The organism is Flavobacterium ranwuense (genome assembly GCF_004349315.1).
Taxonomy (GTDB): domain Bacteria; phylum Bacteroidota; class Bacteroidia; order Flavobacteriales; family Flavobacteriaceae; genus Flavobacterium; species Flavobacterium ranwuense.
Genome location: NZ_SMLH01000018.1, coordinates 1 through 2,007, shown reverse-complemented (window position 1 = coordinate 2,007; position 2,007 = coordinate 1). Strand labels below are relative to the sequence as shown.

Here is a 2,007-nt window from a genome sequence, read left to right as displayed (position 1 = left end):
TGTAAATGATTTTTTCAGGCTTTACAAATTTAAAACATTGATATTTTTTTACAAATATTTGTAATTAAAATCTTGCTTTAGTTACTGTAAAACTATAAAAGCTCCTTAATCTCTTTATTCTTAAATAGTTAAATTTTTATTAAAATTTGATTTGTTCATTGGAAATAAAAGAATACTTTTAATGATTAAAATATTGTACCGTCATATATTAACTATAAAAATCAGTTTATGAAGAAAAAAATACTTTTATTTTTACTATTTAATTTATTATTTGGGTTTACAGTAAGTTCAAAAAATTTAAAAGATCTTGTGAAATTACATGATGTGAATTTTGAGATATCTTCAGAAAAATTGATTTCTTCTGATACAATAAAAAAACATAAAAAAAAATCAAGGATTTCAAAAACTAAAGCTGTTTTGTCTCCGCCTTCTACAACTGCTGGTAGTTCTTGTGGTGATGGTGTTACTTTAATGCAGGTTAATGTTTATGCATTTGGGGCTAATGGTTCTGAAACTATTGAATGGTTTACTTCTCAAACATCAGTAGCTCCTATATACACTGGGACTGTTTACAGTCCAAGCATTAGTTCAACTAGAACGTATTATGTACGCAGTAGATCTGGAAGTGATATTAGTACACGTGTACCAGTGGTAGCATCAATTTATATAGCGCCTTCAGGAGTTACTTTGACAGCTTCTCCAGCAAATAATACAACAAGCCCTTTATGTTTAGGAACATCAGTTACTTTCACTGCTTCAGGTGGAGCTGATTTATTCGAATTCTCTGTTGATGGAGTTGTAATGCAGGGTATGTCAACAAGTAGAGTGTTTACAGCTAATGCTTTAACTGATGGGCAAACAGTTAAAGTTAGAACAAGATACGCAGTTACTATGGATGGATCTATTACTGAGACATCATGGGGAACGGGAGCTTTAGAGGATAATTTTCTTTCTGCGCCTTTATCATCAAATGCTTCAACTGGATATGTCAATTCTTTAAAAATAAGTGCCTTAGAGGATAAGGTAGTTTTAGGTATAACGGGGAAAGTTTTAAATAATAGAAGTATTTTATTGTTTCTTGACACTAAGACTGGAGGGTTTAATATCTCAAATTATGGTGATGAAGCAAATTCAGATCCATTAGTCAGAGCTTTTAATATTTTTAATAATAATCCTAGTACATTTGATTCCTATTTTCAGGCGGATTATTGTTTAGTTATTACTACAGATGCGGCTGAAACTAATTATTATGCGAATGTTATTGAATTAAAAACAGGTGCTTCAGTTAAAACTTATTTAGGAAGTGCTGCTACAGGTATTCCTTCATCTGTGATGGGTGTTAATAAAAATAATAGTGGAATTAATGATTATAGTCTTGGTTTTGAAGTAGAAGTTTTAAAATCTCTAATTGGTTATACAACAGGAGATATTAAGTTTTTTGCATTGACTATGAATGATAAAGAAGATGGGAGTCAGTCGGTTACTAATTCATTTTTGAGTCCGGAAAGGAGTAGTAATTTAGATTATGGGATTGGTGCTATAGATTATAATTTGAAAGATCCAAATCCTGTTGTCGTTTCTTCAGCTGCATTAACACCTTGTTATTCAGAGGCAAATATTATAATGAATTTTGTTTCTATCCCAACAACGGCTAGTCTAACACAACCAACATGTGCTTTGCAAACCGGAACTATTGTAATTACAACACAACCTGGGGTAGAATATAGTTTAAACGGAAGCGTTTATCAAGATTCCAATGCGTTTTCAGGATTAGTTCCAGGAAATTATACCCTATATGTTAGAAATAAATTAGATAATACTTGTGTGCTTTCGTCAGTAACTCCAGCTATTGTTAACCCAATTCCAAATCCTCCAGTAGCTCCAACTACAGCGAGTGTTACTCAACCTACCTGTGGAACACCTTCGGGAAGTATCTTAATAACAACACAAACAGGAGTTGAGTATAGTTTGAACGGTACAACGTATCAAGCTTCAAATAGTTTTACA

Annotated in this window: 1 protein-coding gene; it reads left to right on the top strand. The window is 32.0% G+C overall.

Translation table 11 applies throughout. The features are described 5' to 3' along the window. Positions 1-228 precede the first annotated feature (228 nt). Positions 229-2,007, top strand: a 1,779-nt coding sequence (locus tag E0I61_RS16210) for an immunoglobulin domain-containing protein (protein ID WP_132072663.1), incomplete at its 3' end; no start/stop codon positions are given.